The 1298-nt window shown below is 55.5% G+C and carries 1 protein-coding gene; it reads left to right on the forward strand.

Annotation, left to right across the window (positions count from 1 at the left end):
• Positions 1 to 89: 89 nt before the first annotated feature.
• Entirely contained in the window at positions 90 to 1292 is a 1203-nt protein-coding gene (locus tag BLS51_RS29110; RefSeq protein ID WP_090285879.1) for an ISL3 family transposase, read from the forward strand.
• Positions 1293 to 1298: the final 6 nt, after the last annotated feature.

Below are 1298 nucleotides of genomic sequence, written 5' to 3' on the forward strand. Positions count from 1 at the left end.
CTGTGAAATGCATCTAGAAATGAGAAAGCGGTGAAGAAAAGTTAGACTTGTTGTGCGACCAACAAAACTTAACTTTACCCACCGCTTTCATGCATGATAATAATCTCCAGCTCCCGTTCTGGGAAGGCTTCTCCATTTGGAATTTTGATCGCCGCAGCGACGGTGTTTGGATTTCGCTCGTACCTATCCCTGACAGCGACGCACGTTGCTCCAATTGTTCCGCGATATGTCCGCGCGTGCATGGACGATATTGGCGCACAGTACGGGACATGACCTTGCTTGGTGAGCCGGTATGGTTGCAGGTGAATTTGCGCCGTGTCCGGTGTGCTGGTTGCGGCACCTGCGCCGAACAAATTAACTGGCTTGACCGCCACGCGCGCGTGACGCGCAGGTTGGCTCAATTTGTCGGCTTGTGGTGCGAGAAACTGCCGGTCTCCCACGTTTGCCAGCTTACTGGCCTCCACTGGGAAACAGTGCGGCGTATCGAGCGAACAAGGCTTATCGAACAATTGGCGACGCTGCCTGTCGCGCAGCCCAGCAAGTTGGTCATGGACGAGTTTGCACTATTCAAAGGGCATCGTTACGCCACGGTGGTTCTTGATGCCGATACACGGCAAGTACTCTGGGTTGGCGAAGGGCGCAGCCGTGAAGCAGTGCGCCCGTTCTTCGAGTGGCTCGGTGTTGAGCGTTGCCAGCAGATCGAGGCTGTCGCAATGGATATGAATACAGCCTTCGACTTGGAGGTGCAGCGGCATTGCCCGCGAGCCCGTATCGTTTATGACTTGTTTCATGTCGTTGCCAAGTACGGCCGAGAAGTGATCGACCGCGTGCGGGTCGATGAGGCCAATGGCTTAAAGCACGATAAATCAGCGAGGCAGAAAGTGAAGCGTGGCCGCTGGCTGCTGCTGCGCAATCCAGAGAACGTCCCGGAGGAGCAAAGGCCCAAGCTTGAGGAACTACTAGCAGCGAACAAAGCCTTGATGACCACATACATCATGAAGACTAGCTTGAAGGAACTATGGCAACCCAGCGGGGCCTGGCAATGGCGGTGCCGCTGGAAAACTTGGCTGCGCATGGCTGCTGAGAGTGAGATCGAGTCACTGAGCCGCTTCGCAAGGCGCTTGAAGACCTACTGGAGAGGCATACTGGCCCGCGTGCGCTGGCCTATGCACACCGGACAGCTTGAGGGCATCAACAACCGGATCAAGGTAATGAAACGGATGGCCTATGGCTACCGCGACTCCGACTTCTTTTTCCTGAAGATCAAAGCCGCGTTTCCCGGTAATCCGTGAAGAGCC

The organism is Duganella sp. OV510, from assembly GCF_900100205.1.
Lineage (GTDB): Bacteria > Pseudomonadota > Gammaproteobacteria > Burkholderiales > Burkholderiaceae_D > Rugamonas.